Raw genomic sequence first — 23774 nt, forward strand, 5'->3', positions numbered from 1 at the left:
CCAATGATCGCTGCAGCTGTCAATCCATAATTGCCGCAAGCTCCGAATCTCTTATTGGAGGATGGTTCGACATTTACAAAAGCCTTGCTGTTTCTGCATGATGACAACCCCGCTTTTATGCCGGCTGTACCTGAGCCTATAACCATGCAGCAAAAAAAGGCTGCCCTCCGGATATCCTCCTTCAGACAGCCTCGGCTGAATGCACTGCTAATTCGCTGCTGCTGTCAGCTGCTTGGTGTAAGCATGCCTCTCTTCCGCCAGCAGCTGGCCCCGGGCGAAACGATCGACGACCTCGCCCTGCTTCATAATAATGATACGGTCGCTCATGAAGCTGACAGCCGTTATATCATGCGAAATGAAAAGAAAAGCCATGCCCAGCTCCTGCTTGATCCCGGTAAGAAGCCTTAGCATCTGAGCTTGTACGGTTACATCGAGGCTCGTGTCGGCTCATCGCATATAAGCAATTTCGGTCCGAGACAGATGCCGCGGGCAATTGCAACGCGCTGCTTTTCTCCGCCGCTCAGCTCATGAGGGTACCGATCCATGCCGCAGCTATCAGCTATCTTGTTTCCCTGTGGAGCGTTACGCGTTTGAGCCGCGGGCAGTATTTCTTTGCCTCGAGCCGCTGCGGCGTCGTTCTTTTGTTTTTTGTTGTCGTATAGTTGCGGTCACCCGTTTCTGTACAAGCGAGCGTTACGATGACTCTCACTGCGTTCACCTCCTGTAATTAAAAGTGAAAAATTAATGAATGGTTTGTTCCCATTGCTCCTCCGATGCATTCGGGAATTCATCCGGAAAATCGCTCCAGTCAAGCTGCAGCTCGCTCTCGCTCAGAAGGCAGCTGTCAAGCGAATCCATCAGCTTCGCACGATCCAAGGCAATACCGATGAATACAACCTTATTGATACGATCTCCGTAATCTTCATGCCAAAGCCCCGCTAGCTCCGGATCTTCCCGCAGCACGGCCTCTCGCTCAGCCTCAGGCAAGGCAGCCGCCCATTGGCCGGCCGGACCAAATTGAATGGATGGACCCGCTTGGCTTAAGCTTTGCGCGTAACGGTTCCGGGTTGCCAGCCACACCATTCCTTTGGCGCGGACGATCTCCTCCGGCCACTCCTTCATCCATTCCATAAGACGCTCCGGATGGAACGGCTTCACCCGTTCATACACGAAGGAAGATATGCCGTATTCTTCCGTTTCAGGCGTATGCGCAGGGGCAGCCATTTCTTTTATCCATCCAGCCGATTGGCTCGCTTCGTCGAAGTTAAATAACGAAGTGTTCAAAATCGCCTTCGGGTCTACCGCGCCCTTCGAGGCCCGAATGAACGCTGCGCGCGGCTGCAGGGCACGAAGGACGCCTTCAAGCTCCGCTAGTTCTTCTTCTTCCACCAGATCGCATTTATTCAAAATCAGCACATCGCAAAATTCGATTTGGTCAATCAGCAGATCAACAACCTCGCGGGTATCGTCCTCGCCTACCGCTTGGCTTCTCTCCAGCAGCGTTTCGCCGGATGAATAATCATGCCAGAAACGATAAGCGTCAACGACCGTTACCATACAGTCCAGCTTGCAAAATGCCGATAAATCGACTCCTTGCTCTTCGTCGATATAGGTGAAGGTTTGCGCGACGGGAACCGGCTCTCCGACTCCGGTCGATTCGATTAATATATAATCAAACCGGTTCTCCTTCGCCAGCTTCTCGACCTCCTTCAGCAGATCCTCCCTCAGCGTGCAGCAAATGCAGCCATTGGACATCTCTACGAGCTTCTCGTCCGTCCGGGATAAACCTCCTCCATCCTTAATGAGGCCTGCATCAATGTTTAATTCACTTAAGTCATTCACAATGACGGCGACCTTAAGGCCGTCGCGATTGTTTAATACATGGTTCAAAATGGTCGTCTTTCCCGCACCCAAATAGCCGCTTAATACGGTCACTGGAATTTTGTTCGCTTCCACTGGACACCTCTGTTCCGATCCGATGATGGATTCTAATAATACGTAATCATTACGATTATTCCTCAAATAAAAAGCCTTCTCATCCGACAACTAATAGTAATAATTACGTTTTAGTAGTATAACAACCGTTTTACCTCCCGTCAAGATCGTAATTGTTACAAATAAGGCCCATCCTCTCTACTCTAGCTGCAAAGCGCTAACGGACCATATGCCGACCCTCGGCTTCCTTAACTTTTACAATAAGGATGTAACTTTGCGGCATTTTTTTCGTCTTTATCGGTATGCAGAAGAAACGGGCTGGAGGGATAACCGGATGTTGAAGATTTGGGGCATCATCCTTTTGATTGGAATGACGACAGCATGCGCGAATACCGGCGAACCTGCCTACGATGCGGCGGCGGGATATAAACCATCAGCAGTAAATGAACAATTTGTCGTCCCCCTTCTTTCTGAGCAGGAACCATTCACATTTAGCAATCCCAATATTTTAAAAGGCTCAACGTACAAACTCAAAGGCATAGGCGGCGAACAAGGCCTCTACCCGCCGCTGGCGTATTTCGAAGAGCTTAGCCGATTAGGCTGGGTCGAGCTCGAGGATAAAAGGCTGGGGCATGCTCATTTTTTCATAAAGAACCAGACCGTTATCTCTGTTATTGTCAAAGAAGATTTCATTCAAGTCTATGAATTGAAGAAGGACGCTAAATATTAAGGCTGGCCAAATGAAAAAAGAGCTGCCGCAGTCACTTACCGCGGGCAGCTCTCTTTTGCTAAGGTACAATTTATGGTTTACTCGACCCGAACCGCATGCTTCTGCGCCAGCAGCGACAGTTCCGCCGCCTTAAAGGCATGCTCCTGCGTCATTGCGATTTCCGTGCCGTTCAAGCAATCCAGTATTAGCTGGCCAAAATACGGAAAACCGACCTTGCCCCCCAGCTGCATATGCTGCTCCCCGTCGGCATTAACCAAATACAGCTGATCGCCTTCTTTTTCCCTGCCGATATCGATATATTTGCGCAGCTCGATGTAGCCTTCCGTTCCGAGAATGATGGTGCGTCCGTCTCCCCAAGTGCCAAGGCCGTTCGGCGTAAGCCAATCGACGCGGAAATAGCCAGTAGCCCCATTGTCGCCGACAAGCGTCATATCGCCAAAATCCTCCAGCTCCGGATAATCCTTATTGGCGTAGTTCGCAACCTTGCTGTTCACGACATTCGCATTCTGATTGCCCGTAAAATACAAAAACTGCTCGATTTGATGCGATCCGATATCGCAAATGATGCCGCCGTACTTTTCCTTCTCGAAAAACCAAGCCGGCCGGGATGCGGCATTCAACCGATGCGGTCCAAGACCCATGACCTGCACGACACGTCCGATTGCGCCCTGCTCGATTAATTGGCCGGCAAACACAGCGCTTTCCACATGCAGCCGCTCACTGTAGTAGACAGCATATTTCTTGCCCGTTTCCGAGTAAGCCGCGCGCGCATCCGCAAGCTGCTCCAGCGTCGTAAATGGCGCCTTATCGGTAAAATAATGCTTCCCGCTACGCATCACGCGCACGCCTAGCGGTCCTCTCTCCGACGTAATCGCGGCAGCGGCAACCAGCTGCACCTCGGGATCGCTCAGCACCTGTTCCTCCGACTCGGCAGCCTGCGCCTGCGGATACTGGCGGATAAATGCTTCCACCCGGGCTGGATCGGGGTCATAAACCCACTTTAAGGTTGCTCCCGCTTCAACAAGCCCGTTGCACATGCCATAAATATGTCCATGATCCAAGCTGACTGCTGAGATGACGAATTGTCCGTCCTCGATAACTTTATTCGGCTTCCCCTTCGGAGCGTATTTCATTCCATCCGCTTTACTCATTTGCTTATTGCCTCCTTCTGAAATGACGAGTTTGAAATCCGGTCCTGCAAATGCTGGTGGAACAGCTCCTCATCGATGGGAAGGTCAACCCAGTTGTCGGTCCAAGTAGACAGCAGCATGGCATTTGACAGCATGAGCCCCTTAATGCCTTCCTCTCCCGGAGCAATCAACGGCTCATCGAACAAAATCGCATTCACGAAGTTTTGCGTGATGCCTTTATGGTCCGGATAGCTGCCTTGAACCGGAATTTCGCATTTCCAGCATTCCGGCTGGCCAAAGCCGCCTGTAAAAGTCTTATTGAACTCCGGCTCAGGCGTGCGCAGGCGCCAGAAGGTAAGTTCATTGTTTTCGATGACGATTTTTCCGCGGTCGCCGCTAATCTCAAGCCGGTTCGTTCCCGGCGCCTCGCCGGTAGTGGTAACGAATACGCCGGTGGCCCCGTTTTCATATTCCACGAAAGCCGTCACATCGTCCTCTACCTCGATATTCCGATGCTTGCCGAAATAACAGAACGCACGGACGCGCTTCGGCATCATGCTGATCGTCCACTGCCACAAATCAAGCTGATGCGGATCTTGATTGAGCAGGACGCCGCCGCCTTCTCCCGCCCAGGTTGCCCGCCATGTGCCCGAATCATAATAGCTTTGAGAGCGGTACCAGTTTGTAATAATCCAATTGGTCCGTTTTACCTCGCCAAGCTCTCCCGCGTCAATCAATTCCTTCAGCTTTACATATAACGGATTCGTGCGCTGGTTATACATCATGCTGAATTTCACGTTCGCTTTGCTTCCCGCCTCATTCATCTGGCGAACCTGCTTGGTGTAAACGCCCGCCGGCTTCTCGCACAGCACATGCAGTCCCCGTTCAAAGCAAGCGATTGCAAGCTCTGGATGCGAGAAATGGGGCGTAGCGATAAGCACGCCGTCTACCAAGCCGGAATCCATCATCTCATACGGATCGGCATAGAGTCCCACTTGATCGCCAAGCTTTTCTTTTGCCCACTGAAGATTTGCTTGTATGCTGTCGCTGACTGCGGTCACTTCAACCCCGCTTACTTCGCCCTTCAATAAGTAACCGATATGACCTTTGCCCATGTTACCCAGTCCGATAACTCCCAAACGAACGATCTGCATCCGGATGCCGCCCCTTTATTAAAATGATGTAATCTTATTGTCAGCCTGTTTTGCCTGCCTCTATGGTAACACTTTGAAACCGTGCCGACTTCATTCGCATTATCCTGTTTACGCTTTTATTTGACTGTGGTTGGTGTATAATGAGGGTAATTATAAGGGGGAGTCGATCGCATGAGCACGCAGCACCGAATCAGCGAACCTTTTACAATGGGCACCAGCTCTAACTTTAACGGTCAGGTTCAATACCATACCCACTTCCATTACGAGGTTTATTACTTCCATGGCGGCAAAGTGAACTATCTCATCAATGACCGCATATACGTTCTTGAACCCGGCGATCTTCTTCTGATGCACGGCATGACGCTGCACCGTGCACATATCGATCCCAGCGTGGCATATCACCGCTCCACCCTTCATTTTGATCCGTTTTATTTCAAGCAATTTATCCAGCCACCTTTTGCAGGGGATTTGCTGGAGCCCTTTCAGAAGCTTCATAATGTGAGGCTGCAGCTTCGCGGTGCCGAGAAAGAAGAGATCGAAGCCTCGCTGCATCGCCTTGGGCAGCTGTATGCGCAGAAGGATACTTTTTCAAACCAGCGCTTTCAAGCGCAGCTGCTAGACTTGCTGATCTTAATTAATCAGCTGTGCCAGAAGCCGCTAAAGGAAAAACAAGCTTTTCCCTCCTCTAAGGAGCAGCATGTCCAATCGATCATCTCCTATTTGGATTGCCGTTTCAACGAGGATATTACGCTTGAGGGTATTCAAGCCGAGCTGCATTTAAGCAAATTTTATTTGGCAAAAACATTCAAAGAGGTTACGGGCTTTACCATTTTTCAATTCCTGATGCAGCGCAGAATTTACCAGGCCAAAATCGAGCTGATTGACGGCGTTCAACCCATTACTGACGTTGGCTACGAGGTCGGATTCAAGCATCCTTCGCATTTCAGCCGTGCTTTCAAGCTTCATACGGGCTTTACACCCGAGCAATATCGCAAGCAGAATCAACTCCGTCAAGACAGCGCGAAATAAGCTTCAGTCCCTTTTTGCGGATTGGAGCAGTTGACTCATTTAGTTGATAAGCGTATTATTGTTATAACAACTAAATGAATAGAGCAGGTGATAATAATGGAATTCAAGCAATCGGTCGGTTATGTAATCAGCAATACGGGACGCCGTTTAAACCAACGGCTGCAGCAGCTTTTTCATGAGCATGACATCACGCCCGAGCAATGGTCGCTGCTGATGTGCTTAGACGAACATGACGGTATTACGCATAAAGATTTAGCTCAGCGTACGGACAAAGATCCTGCTAACATTACGCGGTTAGTCGATCAGCTCGAGCGAAAAGCACTTGTTAAGCGGGCAGCGAACCCTAATGACCGGCGCTCGCAGCTTCTATATATTACGGAAACTGGCAGGACAAGCGCTCATGAGCTTGCGCCGATTGAGGCAAATTATGTACAGCAAATGCTAACGGATATCTCGGACGAGGAGATTCAAGCCTTTATGGGCTTTATGGCCAAAATCAACAAAAATGCAGCTGCCCATTGACCATTAATGGTCGAAATCCACAAGGGCATGACTATCATCCGAGAGGGGAACTCGCATTGAATACCAACAAATTATGGAGTGCCGACTTCATAAAAATATGTTTAAGCAGTTTTTTCTTGTTTTTCTCGTTTTACACGTTAGCCACGGCATTATCCGTTTACGTCACGAACGGACTCGGCGGATCCGACACGCAGGCCGGTTTATCCATGACCGTATTTGTGATTGCTTCCGTTCTGCTTCGGCCCTTCGCAGGCCAACTTATGACCAAGTACGGCGAACGTAAAATCGTCGTATTGTCTTTGCTTCTCTTTTTATTATTTTCGGTCGCTTACCTCGGCGTTTTTGGTTATGCCATGCTGCTGCTTGTCCGTTTTTTTCATGGCGGCACCTTCGCGATAGCAACCACCTCAACGAATACAACGGCAATCGGTATTATTCCGGAACATCGCAAAGGGGAAGGCATCAGCTATTTCAGTTTGTTTATGAGCTTAGCTATGGTGATCGGGCCGTTTGTTGGCTTGACGATTACGACACATGGCGGATTTACGGCAATGTTCGTTTTATGCGCGGTTTGCTCGCTTATCGCCTTCGTGCTGGGCGCATCAACAAGGCGCCAAACCCGTGAGCAACAGATCGTTTCCGCAGCGAACGAACAACCCCGCTCAAAAAGCACGGGCAAGCTGCACTTGCGCGATCTCGTGGAACGGAAGGCCGTTCCGATTGCGCTCAGCGGCTTTGTTGTCGCGTTTGCCTACAGCGGATTAGTAACCTTTATGTCGGTCTATACGCATGAGCAGGCCCTTGATCAATATGCGAGCTATTTCTTCGTCTGCTTTGGCATTATGATCGTTTTGCCGCGTCCTATAGTCGGAAAATTGCTCGATCGCGTCGGCGAGCACATTATTGTTTACCCTAGTATTGCCGTTTTTACGGTTGGTATGCTGCTTCTGAGCCAAGCCAGTTCGCCTGCGATGCTTCTAGCTTCCGGTGCCGTCATTGGCCTCGGATACGGCGCCCTGCTGCCCTGCTTTCAGACAATCGCCGTACTCGCGGCTCCCGCACACCGCAGAGGACTCGCTACCGCAACGTTTTATTTGCTGTTTGACCTTGGTTACGGAATTGGCTCTTATTCGCTCGGGGCGCTGGCTGCAGGCTATGGCTACAGTGCCATGTATATGCTGTGCGCCATTATAATCGCCTTTTCCTCCGTCATCTATTTCATCCTTCACCACAAGCGCAAACGATTAACGGCTGCTGCCGGCGATCATGCCTTAGATCCATCCGAGGCTTAAGCCATGTTTGCTGCCTGAACCGGCAAAATAATTTCAACGACCGTACCCTCATTGATCACGCTGCTGAGTCGAAGCGTACCCTTATGCGCTTCGATAATGCGCGTGCTGATCATAATCCCCAGACCGGTCCCTTTTTCCTTCGTCGTCACGAAAGGCTCGCCGATCTTCTTTATCAAATCCGCGGGGATGCCGATACCGCCGTCCTTGACCAGGATATGCACGTTACCGTCTTCCATCGTGGTAACTGAAATAACTACTTCTCCCCCTTGGGGCATGGCCTCAAGGGCATTTTTTATCAGGTTCAAAAACACCTGCTTCAGCTGATCCGCGTTGCAATAAAGCATCGGTCTCGTATCGTCAAAACAAACCTTCAGCTCCACATTCAACAAAATCGCCTGTGTTTCCAATATCGAGAGCACGCTTTGCAAAATAGGCTCAAGCGGTTCATTGTTAAATTGGGTGAAATGCGGCTTCGCCAGCGTCATGAATTCATTAACGATCAGCGTAATGCGGTCAATTTCATTAGCCATAATGGTAAAATAATGCGGATGTTCGGGATATTTGGCACTCAAAAGCTGCGTAAAGCCCTTTAGCGCAGTCAGCGGATTTCGGATCTCATGCGCTACGCCGGCTGCGAGCTGTCCAATTACAGACAGCTTCTCCGAACGGATAAGGACCTCCTCGGAGCGCTTGCGGTCGGTCAAGTCCCGGATTACGCTGAGCATAACATCCTTGCCCATGTAATTATTGATTCGGATACTTGATATTTCCACATCCATGAATTGACCTCCCTGACGAACGATGATTCGTTCTTGAAAGGGGGTTGCATCATCCGAGGACATGATATTATCGACCGTTTCAAGGGTCGCGTTATGCATGCTGGGATGAATAAATTCAAATATGCTTTTATTAATAACTTGGCTTTCTTCCTCTAATCCGATCAACTCCAGCGCGAGCTTGTTTGCATAGACGATGATACCTTCATCGCTTATCACAATCGGTTCGGGCACAAACTTGATCATTTTCTGATAGAGCTTCGCGCTGTCCCTAAGCAGCTTCTCCTTCTCGCGTTTAAAGGTCACATCCTGTACCGTACCAAGTAAGGATGGAAGCCCATCTACCATAATAATGGAGCTGTTACCTTCCACATAGATATAACTGCCGTCTTTTCTTTTTCCTTTAAACTTGAGCGGGAATTGTAGAATACCGTTAGCCAAACTCTGCATCACTTCGTATTGAAGCCGTTTAAGATCTTCCTTCGCCATCAAATCGTTTGGCGATATCGTTAGCAGCTCTTCTTCCGAATAACCGAACATTTCACCCAAATAAGGATTGGCGTATACGATATTTCTTTTTTGACCTACAAAAACGCCGGCTACGACATTCTCCATTAGGCTTTTGTATAAAAAATCCTTCTCATGCAAAGAAGCTTCCATACGAATCCGGTTGGAGATGTCACGAATGATAAGCTGTACAGCCTGCTTGCCGTCATACATCACTTCGACCGCTCTCAGTTCCACTTCAAACGACTCCAGATTTAGGCGAAGCAGCTTATAATTGATTAATTTAGACGGATTTGCATCTCGAATAAGATAATTAATATTGACTGGAAATAATTCCAAGAAATCGGGATGAACGAATTTGTTTATGGGATGCCCGATGATTTCATCGAGCCGGCTCACACCGAGCATGCTCAATGACGAACGATTCGCAAATACGATATATCCTTCACAAAAAATAATAAGCCCGTCGGGGAGCATATGGACCAGATGCTGGTACCGTTCTTCGCTTTCTCGCAATCGATCGTTAAGTTTAACGCTTTCCATCCGCATGACCATCCTTATTGGAGCAATTAACTTTATCTGTTTGTTACTTTCAACATCGCCTGCCTTCTTCCTGCTCCGATTTAAGATTTAAATATAAAAAAACATATCCGAACAATCATCATGCCATTAGCAGCTCTGACCTATGTGCAAATTCTCATCATTCCGGCAAGCATAATCTCTTTTTTTCGACAACTTTTTCACTCTGTCGAATTTAGGCAGAATTTCTGGTAAGCGTATGGCCTGTTACAAAAAAAAGGACCGCCCTTAAAGTAGAATGATCTGCTTCAAGGACGGTCCCTCTTTTAACTTATAAATATTCGATTAGCCTTCAAGAAGAAGGGCTTCCGGATCTTCTAGCAGCGCTTTAACCATAACAAGGAAGCGAACCGCTTCGCTGCCGTCTACGATACGGTGATCGTATGACAAGGCAATATACATCATCGGACGGTTTTCCATGCGGACGTCGTCGATAGCTACCGGACGAATTTGAATTTTGTGCATGCCGAGAATACCAACCTGCGGCGCGTTAAGAATCGGTGTCGACAGCAGGGAGCCAAATACGCCGCCATTCGTAATCGTGAAGCTTCCGCCTTGCAGATCAGAAATCGCAAGCGTGTTGGATCTTGCTTTTCCTGCAAGCTCAACGATATTTTTCTCGATTTCAGCAAAGCTTAGACGGTCAGCGTCACGAACAACCGGAACGACAAGACCTTCCTTCGCGGAAACCGCAATACCGATGTCAAAGAATTTTTTCGTGATGATATCTTCACCGTCGATTTCTGCATTAAGCAGCGGGAATGCTTTAAGTGCGCCAACTACGGCCTTCGTGAAGAATGACATAAAACCAAGATTCACATCGTTTTTCTCAAAGAAAGCTTGCTTGCGGCGTTTGCGCAAATCAAGGATCGCTGTCATGTCCACTTCATTGAAGGTTGTCAGCATTGCTGCCGTACGCTGTGCTTCAACAAGGCGGTTAGCAATCGTCACCCGGCGGCGAGACATGCGTTTGCGTTCCGTCGGTTTGCCGTCTTTGCTTGCGCTAGCCGGTTCAGCTTGCGAGAGCGGGGCGGATTTAACCGGAGTCGCTACTGCCGGTGCAGGTGCTTGTCCTTGCGCTTGCGAGAGATCAATGCCTTGCTCGCGAGCACGCTTGCGCGCTGCAGGAGAAGCGTTGATCGCTGCAGCGCTGTCGTTTGAAGATACGGCTTGCTGCGGAGCAGGTGCTGCAGCCGGCGTGGCTGGTGCCGCAGGAGCAGCAACCGCTGCCGGTTCTGCCGCAGGAGCAGCCGGTGCAGATGCGCCGGCTCCTTCGCCGATCGAACCGATGGCTTCGCCTACAAGCACGACATCTCCGTCTTGCTTAGCGATGCGAGAAACCACACCGCTGTTGTCCGCGCTGATTTCAATGTTTACTTTATCGGTTTCAAGCTCTAGCAGGACATCTCCTTGACTAACGGAGTCGCCTTCCTTCACGAACCATTTGGTAATCGTGCCCTCAGATATGGACTCGCCTAATTCTGGTACTATAATTTCAGCCATTAGTCACTACCCCCTTATCAAACTTTCAACTGGTTTGCCGTTCAATGCTGTAGAAAGAATCCACTTCTGTTCTGCGGCGTGCACCTCTTGGTGTCCGCTTGCCGTACTCGAGCGATCAGGTCTGCCGACGTAACGGACAGCTGCCTTCTTAGGCGCCAATGCGCGCAGTCTAGGCTCCATAAAGCTCCATGAGCCCATGTTTTGCGGCTCTTCTTGTACCCATACGATCTCTTCCAGCTTGTCGAACTGTTTCACGATGCGCTCGATTTCCGCATGAGCGAACGGATACAGCTGCTCGACTCTTGCCACGCGCAGCCAATCAAAGTCCTCTGCGTTTGACGAAGCAAGCGCTTCTTCGATATCGACAGCAACCTTGCCTGTGCAAAGCAGCAAGCGTTTTACTTTATCCTTCTGATCCTTCGGCTCCGTCAGGCTAAATTGCGGCAGCACGGGCTTGAATGAGCCTTCGCTTAAATCAACGCCGTGTGAAGCAACGCGAGGATTACGGATCAAGCTTTTTGGCGCCATTAGTACGAGTGGACGAACCTGCTCGGTGCCTAATAGCGAGGCTTGCTTACGCAGCAAGTGGAAATATTGAGCGGATGTTGTCAGGTTGGCAACCGTCCAGTTGTTATCAGCCGATAGCTGAAGGAAACGCTCAAGTCTTGCACTGGAATGCTCCGGACCTTGGCCTTCATAGCCATGCGGAAGCAAAATCGTAATCCCTGATTTTTGCGACCATTTCGCACGGCCAGCTGAGATGAATTGGTCAAAAATAACCTGTGCGACGTTCGCAAAATCTCCGTATTGCGCTTCCCAGATCACGAAGGTTTCTGGCGCGAATACGTTATAGCCGTACTCAAAGCCAAGCACTGCCGTTTCTGACAATGGGCTGTTATGAACCGCAAAGGAAGCTTTCGCTTGCGGAAGCATATGAAGCGGCGAGAATTTGGCTGCATTGGCATTATCGTTAAGCATGATGTGACGGTGCGCAAACGTACCGCGCTCCGAATCCTGTCCGCTTAGTCGAATCGGCGTGCCGTCTGCGAGAATCGTTGCGAACGCAAGCGCCTCCGCATGCGCCCAATCAATCTTTTCACCATCGTTCAAAGCGGATGCTCTGCGCTGCAAAATACGTTGAAGCTTCGTATACTCCGTGAAGCCCTCAGGACGGTTAAGCAGCTCCAAGTTAATTTCGCGAAGTGTTTCAAGAGGTACCGCCGTGCGGGCTTCTTCACCTGTTGGAATCACTGATTTCCGCTGCTCGCCGCGAATCTGCGGCTGGCCTTCCTTTGCTTTCATCGCATCGTAGGCTGCTTGCAGCTTTCCGTTGGTACGCTGGCGCAGCTCCTCGATCTGGTCTTCCGTGATCGCTTTCTCGCCTTTCAACTGATCGGCATAAAGCACGCTTACCGTCGGGTGATTGCGGACCTTCGTGTACATAAGAGGCTGAGTTACTTCCGGATCGTCCATTTCATTATGACCGAAACGACGGTAACCGATCAAATCGATGACAAAACCTTTATTGTAGCGGAGACGGTATTCGCAAGCTAGGCGTACAGCAGCCAAACAGGCTTCCGGCTCATCCGCATTTACGTGTACGATAGGAATATCGAAGCCCTTCGCCAGATCGCTGGCATAATGCGTCGAACGCGAATCGATGCTGTTCGTCGTGAAACCGAGTCGGTTATTCGCGATGATATGCAAGGTACCGCCATTGTGATAGCCTTGCAGCTTGTTAAAGTTAAGCGTCTCAGCTACAATGCCTTCACCAATGAAAGCAGCGTCGCCATGTACGCAGATCGTAACGGCTTTGGATGGATCCTGCTTCGGCATGCCCGGCTTGCTGCGATCCTCTTGCGCGGCCCGCGTGAAGCCTTCGACCACCGGATTAACAAACTCCAGATGACTCGGATTGTTGGCAAGGGTAAGATTTGCGCGAATGGTTTCGCCTTCCTTAATCGCCCGGTCTGCTCCTAAATGGTATTTCACGTCGCCGGTCCAGCCATAGTTAAGGCCCATAGATCCTTCTGACGGAATGAGTTCCTTGTTAGGCGCATGGTGGAACTCGGAGAAAATTTTCTCGTAAGGCTTGCCTAGTACATGCGTAAGTACGTTTAGGCGTCCGCGGTGAGCCATACCCATCAGAATATGGTTTGCTCCGTCATGTGCTACGGCACGCACGATTTCATCCAATACGGGCACGAGCATATCTACGCCTTCGATGGAGAAACGTTTTTGACCCACAAATGTCCGGTGCAGGAAGTTCTCGAAATATTCAACTTCCATAAGACGCTCAAGCAATGCCGAACGTTCCCTTGCCGACAACGGTGCCGGGAAGCTGCCCGATTCCGCTTGTTTATGCAGCCAGTTCCGTTCATTTTCATCATGGATATGTGTAAACTCATAAGCCGCTGAGCGGGTATATATTTCTCTAAGACGGTTAATCGCTTCCCAGCCGTTCGAGATCGATGCCGGAGCATTATCCCAAATCAACGATGCCGGAATAGACGCCAAATCCGCTTGCGTAAGACCGAAGGTTTCTGGCTCGAGCAGCTTCGTATCTGCTGCCGGACTAAAGCCGAGCGGGTCTATATCCGCAGCTAAATGGCCGTATCTGCGTATGTTCAGCATAAGCTGATGCGCAGCGACAACCTTTTTCAACATATTCGAATCAATCGGACCAGGCGCTGCTGCACTTGATGCAGCCTGTTGCTCGCTTGGCTTGCTTGTAGGAACTGCCCCCATCGATACAGCCGGAGGTGCTCCAAAACGTTCAAACAGTTCTCGAACCGTTGACTCAACGGAAGTTGGATCGGTTAAGAAACGTTCGTATTGCTCCTGCACATACCCAAGGTTGGGTCCATAGTAGCTTTGCCAAGGCGAATAATTACGCTCATCATGGTTGCTCATTGCAGAAAATTCCACCCTCTCTATTCATTGCCATCCTATTATTTTCAAAGGCGAAGCCCAGCATGCATGCCCGCCAGCTTACTAATGTTCAAAAACGTTTCAACATGCATTTAATATGAATGGTTATTAAGTTATACCGTATTTTCTAGTGCAGGTTTCATATTGCGTTAAAGTATGGGATACCGCTTTATAACTCCTTTATATTTTAGTACATAGTAAGCTCGCTATCCATGATCATATTGGCATCGATATCATCCATTTGAAGCATTGATTGTCGTTCTCGGACAAGAAATCGGGCATGAATCGGCTGCTGCCCGATCGACTGGCTCAAATGCTTCATATCTCAGCTTTTGAACGTTTGCTGCAGGAACAAAATCGCTGCGCGGGTTTGATATTCACTTACCTCATGGCCCGAAAATGGATAATCATTCAGCTGTTTGCGCGAACGAATGCGGTTGTATACCGCATATACCGTTTCTGGCAGGCATACGGTGTCCTTCCAACCTACCGACATTAAGACCGGTGCTTTGATCCGGTCTGCCAAATTCAGTAGATCAAAATGGGCGAGCGTCCCCAGCACCGCGTTCAAGCGTTCTGGATAACGCTTAATATGCTGCGCGATTTCCGTCAGAGAGCCCGTCGAATGCATAATGCCATAATCCATATGGCACATATTCGGAATATCGGAGACGACCGCGCTTACCTTCGAATGAAGAGCGGCGGCAAGCAGCGCAAGTCCGCCACCTTGGCTCCCTCCGACAACCGCGATTCGGGCAGGATCCACCTCTTCTTGTAGCAGAGCGACATCGACAGCTCTTACTGCATCCATCGTTATGGCTCTGTAATAACTTTGTTCGATGCTGGACAGCCCCTGCGTTACCCAGCCTTTGACCGCACCTTCTTCCGAGGTCAGCAGATTTCCGGTTTCGCCACCTTGCCCTCTCGCATCGACCGCAAATACGGCATAACCAAGCAGCAGCCATGCGGCGTAGCGCTCAGGCAGGCCTTTATCTCCCGTATAGCCCTGATAAATGATGACGCAAGGGAGCTTCTCGCCAGCCAAGCCTTGCTGCGGCACGATATACAAGCCATGGATAGGCGTATCGTCACTTCCCTTAAAGGTTAGCCGTTCCGTCCTTACGGCAGCAATTGGAGTATCGAGCAGCTCCCTGGCAATCGCAAACGGCTTGTCCGCATAGCTTTCTAATACGGCTTGCCAATAATGATTAAGTGCAGCTGCATCCATGGTTAACGGCGGATGATAAGACAGCAAATCATTTCTTCTACGTTCTAATGCATGCATATCAGTATACCCCTATTCCCCTATGTATTTTCGTCCATTTTCGCAATCGGTTAAAAGAATCCAAAGTTCCTGTTCGTCATCCGCAATCAAAAAGGCTATCTCTTGAACGACTCAGCAAGTCAATCAATAAATAGCCCGAAACACAGCTTCTGCCTGTAAAACACGCATTAGCCCATAATTAGCAGATGCATGTTTTTTTCTTCACGCCCGCCTTGCCCATCGACACTGCTTTCTCGATATATTCAGCTGCGATAGGCACTTTGCATGCGGTATTGCCGACATCGACATGTACTGTTCCGATGCTCTCCCCAACAGCCAACGCTTCTTCCCGCAGCTCTGCAACATAAATGCCAGTCGTCATTACAAAGGCATTCATGGTATATCGGACACGGTTTTGTTCGGAATGAATGGTGCTTTGAACACGCTTCAGCAAATTTCCGATTTCGTCTAGGTCCAGCTGCTCATCCCGCGTTATGGAAATATAATTCGCATAAACGCTCCAACCGCAGGTAGCTGTCATCTCAACTGCCGATTCTATCCATTCGAGCGCGAGTTCACGGGCAAATGGGCTTTCAGCAGCCACGTTTGCAACCGTATATTCCGCCGTCATGTACCAATAGGCTTGCTTTACCCAGTGCTGAAGCATCTCTTTGGACATGGTTCTCGGATTGACGGTTAATCCCGCCAAATACATGGCATCGCTATTCTTCGATTCAAAAAGCTTAAGCGCAAGCTCCTGGTCCTTTTTCACCGATTTCACGAGTTTCTTTAAGTCCCCGATTTTTACCCCGAACAACGGTTCCATCGCCCCGTGCCGAATGAAAGTCATTTTTGTTTGTTCGTTCCCCAGGCGTTCCAGCTCCTGCATAACTTCTTCATATGTCATGTTCTTGTCCCCTTTTTAGGCCATATGAACCTTAATCGCGCTCTACTTTTTCCCCTTCAATACCATAGGTCCAACCGCAAGCGCCATGACCAGCAGCAATGCCCCTGTAAACATTGAAATGCCGTAGCTTTGCACCCAGTACGGGCTATCCTCTAAGCGCTTATATATCCAACCGCCTAACAGCGGACCGATAAACCCCGTAATGCCGGTTAGCGCGGAGAAGACAGCGATATACATTGGACGCTCCGATTTAGGCGTATCCCCGATAATAAAATTAAAGGCAAGCAGATTGTATCCCCCAATGCCAATCCCTAGGACGCAATGAACGATAACTAAAACAAGGATCGTTGGCAGCAGCTCCATACCGGACCAGAGCAAGCAGGCAAAAGCGATGATCGGAAGCGCCCATCTAAGCAAAGTGCGCGTCGCGAATTTGCTGTTCAAATTTCCCCAATAGTAATAGCTGAACATCATTACGATCATCTGAATCGTTGTGATGACAGTCACCCAGGTGTAATTAAGCTTCACGATATCCAGCATGACATAAGAGAAGAGCGGAACCGCAATGTTCTGAATCAAAATAAAGGTCGCCAAAAAAAGAGTAGCAAACAAATAAGTGCGGTCACCTAGCGGTTTTTTAAGCATTTTCCACTTTGACGTTTCAATCGAGCGCTCCAGCGGCAGATTAGGATAACGGAAAAGCTCGATACCGTTCCATACCGTGGCTGCTGCGCAAATCACATATAACACTACAAAGCCGCTGCCTTCCGGCATGCGGTTCAATATTTGGCCTCCAATGAGCAGGCACAGGCTTGCCACCGCCCAATGGATCGTATTCCTTATGCCAAAATAGCGTCCGCGAACCTGGGCAGGCACCATATCCGCAACAAGCGATGTCCAAAGCACCCCGGCTGACTGAGCGCAAATAAATGAAACCGTAAACATCCCGATATAGGCCGCAACCCAGTAGCTCTCAGGCACCCAGAAAGGAATAAGACCCGTTGCGACCCACAAGATGCGATGAACAAGGCTGAACATCAAGACATAAAACCGGCGATTCTCAAAACGGTGCATATAAAAGGCAATAACGAGCTGAAAAAGGTTGGCAAATGCAGGGATCGCAAGCGCTGCGCCAATGGCGTCCGACTTTGCTCCCAAATAAAGGAGGTACGCCGTAAGCAGCGGACCTCCGAGTAAATTTCCGATAATCGTAGCGGGAATACCTTCCACAACAGCCGTGTGCAAGCCTCTCCGCTGCATGGACATTCTCCGTCTAGGCAGCAGGATGTCCTTTAACATAGTAACCCTCTCCGCTCTGCTTACTCGTGGTGAACAACCAGTTCAATCAATGTCCTAACCATGACGCCTGTCGCTCCCTTAGGCTCCCAGCCACGGCTCGATTCCAGCCATGCGGTTCCCGCGATATCCAGATGGACCCAAGGCAAGCCTTCTGCAAAATGCCCGATAAAAAGGCCGCCGGTTATCGTCCCGCCATATCGGCCCCCGCTGTTTTTCAAATCGGCAGCATCGCTCATAATCTGCTTCTTGTACTCCGGATAAGAAGGGAGCTGCCAGATTCTCTCGCCTGCCCGCTCCGACGCCGACTGTACCTGCTTGAGGAGACCCTCATGATTTGTTACTGCACCGGTTGCTTGGGTGCCAAGCGCAACTGAAACGGCACCCGTCAGCGTTGCTACGTCAATCAGCTTCGTTGCGCCTCTGGTAATCGCGGTGGTGAGCCCGTCAGCAAGCACCAATCTTCCTTCGGCATCCGTATTTACAATCTCAACCGTATGTCCGCTCATCATGCGCAGCACGTCTCCCGGTTTAATAGCCCGGTCGGACGGCATATTCTCGGCGGTTGGAATAACCGCAATAACGTTTATCGCGGGCTTCAGCTCTCCGATGACGCGCATTGCTCCAAGTACGGCTGCGGCGCCGCCCATATCCGAGATCATCTCCTGCATTCCTTCCGCTCTTTTCAACGAGATGCCGCCGGTATCAAAGGTAATCCCTTTGCCAATGAAACCCCAAGTTTCCTCGGAGCCCGGATCGCCCTTATAGTGAATAACGATCATTCGCGGCGGGTTTATGCTGCCTTGACCGACACCAAGCAAACCGCCCATCCGCTGCTCCGCCGCGCTCCACTCGTCAATAACCTCAATTTCCAAATCAAGTTCCCGGGCCAGCTCCTCCGCATGATGCGCAAGACGCTCCGGAGTAAGATCATTACCAGGAAGATTTGTCAAATCCCTGGCTAAGTTAACGCCTTCCGCATAAAGCTTTCCTTTAGCGATGCCCTGCTCCCACAAAGCAGCTTCCTCTGGCGTAGTTGCCGCTGCCTGCGGCACAAAAGCGACTTCCTTCAGCGTAAATCTTTCATTCTGCTCACGTTTCAAAGGCTGACGGACATGAAGCGCAAGCAGCAAACCCTCCGCCAGCGCTTGGGCCGAACGTTCGGCGCCGAGCTTAGCCTGCGAGCCCTCCAGCAAAGCCTCTGATAACAGCACCTGGACCTTTTCCGCACGCATTTTTTTCAATGCTTTTGCGGCAGCCGCAGCGGCAAGTCGCAGGCCCGTTGCTCCGCCATCCTGCTCAAGTCCCACAAACACGATATGGGCCGAAGGATAGAGGCCTAAAGTCGGCATTACTTCGATCTGCTCTGCATCTGCCTTAAACAAACCTTTGGCATGAAGCGCACGAAGCGCATCATCGATCTGCGGCTGTATGATCTGCGCGGCCGTATCTCCTGGAATGAGTTCCTTTTTGCTGACAAATCGAATAACCGCATCCACGGCCGCTTGCTCAGAATCCCGAACCCCGTATGTAAATTTAACGCTCATTTATATGTCCTCGCTTTCTTCATGGATTGCCATCCATTCGGCATGATTCTATAAAACATCTTTTTCCAAACTCATTATACCTAACGTCTAAGTACTTTTCCATGTTTATAATTGGAGGCATACTGCTGCTTTTATCCTGGTTTAAAAATACGAAAAGCCCTTCTTTCCAGTTGGAAGAAGAGCTTTTATATTATCCAAATCTCATAGGGATGCGGCTCCGATTAGGCTAACGGCAATGTAAGGATGAATTCCGTCCCTATGCCAGGTTGGCTTTCGACTCGGATCGTTCCGTTATGGTTGCGGACAATCCGGTAGCTTACCGATAGACCGAGTCCCGTTCCCGATTGCTTCGTCGTGAAAAAAGGATCGAATAACCGGCTCATCGTCGCTTTATCCATGCCTTTGCCATTATCTTTTATGATAATTTCCGCAAACTGGCCGTTGCTGCGCGTAATAATGTCGATGAGGCCTCTTCGTTCGCCATGAACCTCTTCAATGGCATCGAGCGAATTTTTGATAATGTTTAAAATAACTTGCTTAACCTGTTTTACGTCAATCGACACAAGATGCTCTGAACAATAGCATTCCGACTTGATCTCGCAATTCCGCATTAAGGCTTCGCTTTCCGTCAGCAGAACAACTTCCTTTATCAAATGATCGATGGACACCAATTGTTTCATGGGTGCCGACGGCTTGGACGAGTTTAAAAATTCATAAATAATATCATTAGCCCGGTCAATTTCCGTTAAAATAATGCGCGCGTATTCTTCTTTGCCTACCTCCAGCAAATAAGGACGCAGCAGTTGAATAAAGCCGCGGATACTCGTTAAGGGATTGCGAATTTCATGTGCAATTGCAGCTGCGATTTTGCCTAGCATGGCAAGCTTGTCATTTTGCAGCGCCGTCTGTTCTATTTGCTTGTATTCCGAGACATCCTTGACGCTAATTAAAAAATCACCGTCTAATTGATCACCGTAAGTAACCGTTACTAGTAGATGTTTGCCGTCTTTGTGCTGGAATTCATAGTACCGACTGTGCATGAGAAACATTTCTTTATAAAGCCTTAGAACCGTTCTCTTGGTGCTGCTGGTGAGCTGCCTATGCCTTAAAATCTCTTTAATTGTACAGCCAATCAAGGTTTTGCGCGGAATATCCAGCAGCTTGGCCATTTGCACATTGATAAACGATAAAATACCGTCACTGTCAAACAGGGCGATTCCGCTGTCCATGTGCTGCAGCACATTTTCGTATTTATTCTTCACCTTTTCAAATGAACGGTTGGAACGGAAAAGCATCTCCCGCATCTCCGTAAATTTCTGCTCCGTCGATCGTTCGGGCTGTAAACGAAAGCGGCATGCGACCATGATTTCCATCAAAAATACAAATGAGCGATTGTATAATCTTACAGCCTCCTCAGAATCGACATTCGCGGCTAAAGATTGTATACATTCCTCGTGTACGGCAATTATTTCTTCGGGGTTTATTCCGTAAAGCTCCTTGCCAAGCTCATTGGCGTGGAATAATGATACTTCCTTACCACTTCTTATATACTCGGCAAGCGCCGGGAAATAGCGCTTTCGAATGGCCAACATCATGTACTCCTCCCCGGCAATATCTCTAAATAACGGTTACAGTTACTACTAATCATAGGGCGAGTTTACAATCGCTGTCAATCGGAAATACTGTCGAAATTTGTTAAGCAAATAGGCAAATAGCATCGCCCTATGTCGATTAGGACTTTAGTCTATTTGCCTGATTACATCCTTTAATCATGCTTCTACGATCAAAAAACCAGCCCATTTAGCCCTTGCCAGCTTCGTTCAAACCGCTATCCTGTTAATTGTTTTCGTTATCATTCTTCTTGTCGTTATCTTTATCACGCTGCTTATCATCACTCTTGCTGTCCTTTTCTTTATCATCCTTCTGATCATTGTTACGGCCGTTTCGATCATCATTGTCCCGGCCGTTATCCTCGTCATCATTATTGCGATCCTGATTGCGATTGTCGTCTTGATCTCCATACTTGTCATCCTGCTTATCGGTATTCGGACGATTTGGCCGATCAGGCTTATTTGTTTTTCCGGGCGTTACCGTAGGCTTTTTGTCCCATTCACCGTTTTTACCCGGTTTAGCCGTTTCGGACGGTTTAGCCGACGTACTTGTTACTGGCTGTTCAGGTTTGGCGGCTTTTACAGGCTTATTCGATTTCGGGGTTGCCGAAGGCTTAACCGCATTCGATTGATCAGCCTTTTGCTGTTTGGCCTTTTCCGCTTTCTCCTTGGCGACCAGTTCTTTCAATTTCTCTTTGCTCTTATCTTCCGCATTATCTACAATCGTCTTTACTCCGCCGATTGGCTCCGTTATTTTATCGATGGACTGCTGCTTCAGCTGTTCGATTTCAATCGAGTAACCTTCTTCTTTTGCCATTAAATACACAGCCATCTTGCCGGAAGAGATCCCGTTCGCAGACGCTTCCTCACGGACCTCATTCGGGATCGACATCGTTGTAATATTCGCGCTTGCCGCCTCGGCAGCAAGATTTGTCAACAATGCCCGAAGAGTTTCGTCGACTTTTCCCGTCAAAATATTCTCATAATCGAGTTTAAGTGCGGAAGGGTCGCCTAGCAGCACGCTTGTAATAAAAATATCTTTATTAGGCGTATCAAGATAATGTGAGCCTTTAGCCCTCTCCAAAATGGCAGCGGCTACCGTTTCAACGTTAACGCCTTCGAATTGAAGGCCTTTAATGATTTGCTCGCCGTCCTCATTCAAAGCGCGCAGCTCGCGTACTTTCTCATTCTCGTCCACGCCAAGCTCTACGCTTGGATTAATATCCATGCTCACATAGGCTACTACTGGATGCGCATCACGCTGCATGATCAAGAGAAGCGGCAGGAACAACACCATAATAATTGCGGCGGCGCTGCCATACCAGTAAACAGGTTTAACCGTACGCGGCTTCTTGTATTCCTCTTCGAAAATAATCTCTTCGCCAATCTGCGGCATGCCTTGAATAGGGGCTTGCAAGAATTGACCGTCTGCCGTCATGACGACTGCATGCTGCTTATGAATACTCATCACAACTCCGCGTTTCATTTGCTCGCCTCCTTATTCGTATCGATTGTTTCACCGGCAATTTGTAAATAATCATGCATGAATGGATAAGTCCCTGAAATGACAAGTGCAATGGCAATAATATATTTCCGGTTTCTTTCCACCGTTTTCCGGGAAACGCCGCACATTTCCGTTAACTCTTTAACAGACAGCTTATTCGTTTGCCTTAGCGAATCTAACAATTGGGGTTCGCTCACCAGGGTTTGCGCAATACCAATCAAAAGTCTTCTGGAGTCTGCGTGCTTTGGTGAATTTTCAACCAGCTCCGCAAAGGAAATGCCAAACCGTTCAAGCTCATGATCAAGCTCTAATATTTCAAGCCTTCGCTCATCCTCGGTCCGTTTGACTTCAAATGCATTTATCGCTTGTCTGGTCTCGACGGAATTATATTGAGGCTGCTCATCGTCTTCCGAATCAAACATGCTGTAGGGGACGACCTTCGAATGCCTTTGTTCTTTTCGGACATGGTCAATAAGCCGACGGCGAATGACGGTTTCAGAAAATCCGATAAATGATTTCCCTGCGCGACTCTCGAACTGATTGATGGCCTCATTAAAAGCAAGCAGCGCTATGCTGAACTCATCATCTCGACTCGGGTCTATATACCGTTTGCAAAATCGACTTGTTACTTTCATGATATAAGGTTTATAGTCTGCTATGAACTGCTCGCGCTGCTGTTCGTCACCTTGACGAATGCGAGCAACACATTGTTCGGGAGTAAGCTTCTGCTCAACCTCCGCAGCTTCGGCAGAAACTGGCTTCCGCAGAAAGCGTTTGAACAATACAAGTAACAACCGCTCCACCTCACTATTAGTATGATTCGTTTCTGTCTGCCCGGTTCGGGGGGTACATTATGAGAAGATCTTCATTTATTTTAAAAAAAAGAAAAGCCTCCAAAAAGGAGGCTCACCATTCGTGTTTAAATAAACTAAACGGAAGTACGGCGTTGACGTAGCTTATTCCTTCTGTTGTTCAGCATCCCCAGACGCTTCTTCAGAACAAGCTGCCATTCCGTATCCTCAATCTGCTTAGCGAAGCTAAGCAAATCAAGTGCCATATCGATTTGACTGTGAACGACATCCATCGGATCCTCGTTCTCATTATTTACGCAGTTTTCAAGCAGCGCCTTGCCTTCTTGCTCAACATACTCCTGAAAATCAACTTCAGCTGCGCCATCGCCATGCGCATATTCGGCTAATATCTCATATTCGTTTTCAACTAAATAATGAATATCTACACGGTGGCAGACCGGGCAAAACATGATAGGCACATTATGTATATGCGTCCGAAAATGTTTTAGCGTTCCTTTTGTTCCAATCATGCTAGCTCCACAGCAAAAACTCATTGACGACTCCTCCTTAAAGGTTTGCGAAGCAAACCTACTTCGTAAGCATCATCTTAGGTTTGCGAAGCAAACCTGAATCATAAGCATCAACAACCGGTTAAGTATGCAGACATTGAATTCTTATATGTCCTGTGGCTATATACCTTATTCGCTTTATATAAGCGAAATTCCTGCTTTCTTATTATAATATCTGCTTTGCGGCCTTATAAATAA

Annotated in this window: 22 protein-coding genes; 4 read left to right on the forward strand and 18 right to left on the reverse strand. The window is 48.8% G+C overall.

The window, feature by feature from the left end:
- Positions 1-207 precede the first annotated feature (207 nt).
- From MRBLPE1_RS08420 to MRBLPE1_RS08435, 4 genes are read right to left on the reverse strand one after another with little or no spacing between them, the layout of a single operon-like run.
- Complete coding sequence (locus MRBLPE1_RS08420; protein WP_364143953.1) at positions 208-372, reverse strand: hypothetical protein; 165 nt, start codon at positions 370-372, stop codon at positions 208-210.
- A gap of 53 nt (positions 373-425) precedes the next feature.
- Positions 426-545: an ATP-binding cassette domain-containing protein gene (locus MRBLPE1_RS08425; protein ID WP_364143956.1), complete on the reverse strand. Its 120-nt coding sequence runs from the start codon at positions 543-545 to the stop codon at positions 426-428.
- Between the two features lie 14 nt (positions 546-559).
- Positions 560-709 carry a 50S ribosomal protein L33 gene (gene rpmG, locus MRBLPE1_RS08430; protein ID WP_364143959.1) on the reverse strand — a complete coding sequence of 50 codons (150 nt, stop codon included), beginning with the start codon at positions 707-709 and terminating at the stop codon, positions 560-562.
- 32 nt (positions 710-741) lie between these two features.
- Complete coding sequence (locus tag MRBLPE1_RS08435) at positions 742-1956, reverse strand: GTP-binding protein (protein WP_364144576.1); 1215 nt, start codon at positions 1954-1956, stop codon at positions 742-744.
- A gap of 313 nt (positions 1957-2269) precedes the next feature.
- On the opposite strand from MRBLPE1_RS08435, the gene MRBLPE1_RS08440 reads away from it, so the two are divergent.
- Positions 2270-2665, forward strand: a complete 396-nt coding sequence (locus tag MRBLPE1_RS08440) for a hypothetical protein (protein WP_364143962.1) — start codon at positions 2270-2272, stop codon at positions 2663-2665.
- Between the two features lie 77 nt (positions 2666-2742).
- Here MRBLPE1_RS08440 and MRBLPE1_RS08445 read toward each other — a convergent pair whose 3' ends face one another.
- Positions 2743-3816 (reverse strand): Gfo/Idh/MocA family protein, encoded by a 1074-nt coding sequence (locus MRBLPE1_RS08445; RefSeq protein WP_364143965.1) that lies wholly within the window; start codon positions 3814-3816, stop codon positions 2743-2745.
- Entirely contained in the window at positions 3813-4949 is a 1137-nt protein-coding gene (locus MRBLPE1_RS08450) for a Gfo/Idh/MocA family protein (RefSeq protein ID WP_364143968.1), read from the reverse strand. Before MRBLPE1_RS08450 ends, MRBLPE1_RS08445 begins: the two co-directional genes overlap by 4 nt.
- A gap of 171 nt (positions 4950-5120) precedes the next feature.
- Between MRBLPE1_RS08450 and MRBLPE1_RS08455 the strand changes: the two genes are divergently transcribed.
- The 3 genes from MRBLPE1_RS08455 to MRBLPE1_RS08465 all read left to right on the forward strand — a co-directional run bounded on the left by MRBLPE1_RS08455 (position 5121) and on the right by MRBLPE1_RS08465 (position 7792).
- Positions 5121-5978: a helix-turn-helix transcriptional regulator gene (locus MRBLPE1_RS08455; RefSeq protein ID WP_364143971.1), complete on the forward strand. Its 858-nt coding sequence runs from the start codon at positions 5121-5123 to the stop codon at positions 5976-5978.
- Between the two features lie 96 nt (positions 5979-6074).
- A complete protein-coding gene (locus tag MRBLPE1_RS08460) occupies positions 6075-6500 on the forward strand; it encodes a MarR family winged helix-turn-helix transcriptional regulator (RefSeq protein WP_364143974.1) in 426 nt (141 codons plus the stop codon).
- 56 nt (positions 6501-6556) lie between these two features.
- Positions 6557-7792, forward strand: a complete 1236-nt coding sequence (locus MRBLPE1_RS08465) for an MFS transporter (protein WP_364143977.1) — start codon at positions 6557-6559, stop codon at positions 7790-7792.
- On the opposite strand, the gene MRBLPE1_RS08470 is transcribed toward MRBLPE1_RS08465, so the two are convergent.
- From MRBLPE1_RS08470 to MRBLPE1_RS08525, 12 genes are all read right to left on the reverse strand, one after another.
- Complete coding sequence (locus tag MRBLPE1_RS08470; RefSeq protein ID WP_364143980.1) at positions 7789-9618, reverse strand: PAS domain-containing protein; 1830 nt, start codon at positions 9616-9618, stop codon at positions 7789-7791. The genes MRBLPE1_RS08465 and MRBLPE1_RS08470 overlap by 4 nt on opposite strands.
- 321 nt (positions 9619-9939) lie before the next feature.
- Positions 9940-11157 (reverse strand): 2-oxoglutarate dehydrogenase complex dihydrolipoyllysine-residue succinyltransferase, encoded by a 1218-nt coding sequence (gene odhB / locus MRBLPE1_RS08475; RefSeq protein ID WP_364143983.1) that lies wholly within the window; start codon positions 11155-11157, stop codon positions 9940-9942.
- Positions 11158-11163: 6 nt separating this feature from the next.
- Positions 11164-14070, reverse strand: a complete 2907-nt coding sequence (locus MRBLPE1_RS08480; RefSeq protein ID WP_364143986.1) for a 2-oxoglutarate dehydrogenase E1 component — start codon at positions 14068-14070, stop codon at positions 11164-11166.
- A 205-nt stretch (positions 14071-14275) separates the two neighbouring features.
- A complete protein-coding gene (locus MRBLPE1_RS08485; protein ID WP_364143989.1) occupies positions 14276-14410 on the reverse strand; it encodes a hypothetical protein in 135 nt (44 codons plus the stop codon).
- 3 nt (positions 14411-14413) lie between these two features.
- Positions 14414-15373: an acetylxylan esterase gene (locus tag MRBLPE1_RS08490; RefSeq protein WP_364143991.1), complete on the reverse strand. Its 960-nt coding sequence runs from the start codon at positions 15371-15373 to the stop codon at positions 14414-14416.
- Positions 15374-15551: 178 nt separating this feature from the next.
- A complete protein-coding gene (locus MRBLPE1_RS08495; protein WP_364143994.1) occupies positions 15552-16259 on the reverse strand; it encodes a DNA alkylation repair protein in 708 nt (235 codons plus the stop codon).
- 42 nt (positions 16260-16301) lie between these two features.
- Complete coding sequence (locus MRBLPE1_RS08500) at positions 16302-17558, reverse strand: MFS transporter (RefSeq protein ID WP_364143997.1); 1257 nt, start codon at positions 17556-17558, stop codon at positions 16302-16304.
- Positions 17559-17578: 20 nt separating this feature from the next.
- The gene (locus tag MRBLPE1_RS08505) at positions 17579-19102 is read right to left on the reverse strand and encodes a leucyl aminopeptidase (protein WP_364144000.1); all 1524 of its coding nucleotides are present in this window, start codon (positions 19100-19102) and stop codon (positions 17579-17581) included.
- A gap of 221 nt (positions 19103-19323) precedes the next feature.
- A complete protein-coding gene (locus tag MRBLPE1_RS08510) occupies positions 19324-20694 on the reverse strand; it encodes an ATP-binding protein (RefSeq protein WP_364144003.1) in 1371 nt (456 codons plus the stop codon).
- Between the two features lie 244 nt (positions 20695-20938).
- The gene (locus tag MRBLPE1_RS08515; RefSeq protein WP_364144005.1) at positions 20939-22198 is read right to left on the reverse strand and encodes an anti-sigma-I factor RsgI family protein; all 1260 of its coding nucleotides are present in this window, start codon (positions 22196-22198) and stop codon (positions 20939-20941) included.
- Positions 22195-23010: an RNA polymerase sigma factor SigI gene (gene sigI / locus MRBLPE1_RS08520; protein WP_364144008.1), complete on the reverse strand. Its 816-nt coding sequence runs from the start codon at positions 23008-23010 to the stop codon at positions 22195-22197. The genes MRBLPE1_RS08515 and sigI overlap by 4 nt, the downstream gene beginning before the upstream one ends.
- 134 nt (positions 23011-23144) lie before the next feature.
- The gene (locus tag MRBLPE1_RS08525) at positions 23145-23561 is read right to left on the reverse strand and encodes a hypothetical protein (RefSeq protein WP_364144009.1); all 417 of its coding nucleotides are present in this window, start codon (positions 23559-23561) and stop codon (positions 23145-23147) included.
- Between the last annotated feature and the right edge of the window lie 213 nt (positions 23562-23774).

The sequence above is a fragment of the Paenibacillus sp. LPE1-1-1.1 genome (assembly GCF_040676435.1).
In the GTDB taxonomy this organism is placed as follows: Bacteria; Bacillota; Bacilli; order Paenibacillales; family Paenibacillaceae; genus Pristimantibacillus.